The 696-nt window shown below is 54.9% G+C and carries 1 protein-coding gene; it reads right to left on the reverse strand.

What is annotated here, in order from left to right; translation table 11 throughout:
* Positions 1-58: 58 nt before the first annotated feature.
* Positions 59-610, reverse strand: a complete 552-nt coding sequence (locus ABWU19_RS15005) for a hypothetical protein (protein WP_435902429.1) — start codon at positions 608-610, stop codon at positions 59-61.
* Positions 611-696 lie beyond the last annotated feature (86 nt).

The raw sequence follows: 696 nt of genomic DNA on the forward strand, positions 1-696 counted from the left end.
CTGATGCATCCGTTCCCGCATTTCGCTCATTCCCACAGTTTAGGCTGTTTGCCTATTTTCAGGACACACCCAGGTATATGGTCTGGGCAAAGGGGCTGGGTACAATCTGATCGAGCGAGATGCCTGCATACAGGCTGAGCATGTCTAGAGCATAGCCAAACTCGAGGTAACCATCTATCAGCCAGGAAAAGCTACCGCCCGAAGGTACGATGGGCAGATCCGTCAAGAGACGCAACCCACTGCTGAGGCTGGCTCCCCCGCCCAGGTCGTAGGACATATCCACCCCTGCCTGGGGAGAAATGCTAAAGCCAAAGCCGCTGGAAGGAGCAATATCAACCGTGATCGGAAGGCGCACTCGAGCATAGGCACTCGCACTTAGAGGGCCATTGCTTACCAGATCAACCCCATACTGAATGAAGGGCCGAACCAGAATTCCCGCGCCAAAGGAGGGAGTAATGGGTACGTCCAGGCGACCCAAAACACCGGCAGTCAGGTTGGGGGCTAGGGTGGTGCTGTAGTTGGCGTCAAGGCGGGCACCCAGACTGAACTGGGCGTAAGCAGGTGCAACAAGACCAAAGACGGCGATTATCGCGATCAGCAGCTTCTTCATAAAAATGCCTCCCGTGGGTAAAAATACCTTCGTGTGCTACTTGACCTTGCCCCCAGGGATGTGAAAAAAGAGGGGGTGCTATGCAT

It is taken from the genome of Meiothermus cerbereus, assembly GCF_051297115.1.
GTDB classification, from domain to species: domain Bacteria; phylum Deinococcota; class Deinococci; order Deinococcales; family Thermaceae; genus Meiothermus; species Meiothermus cerbereus_A.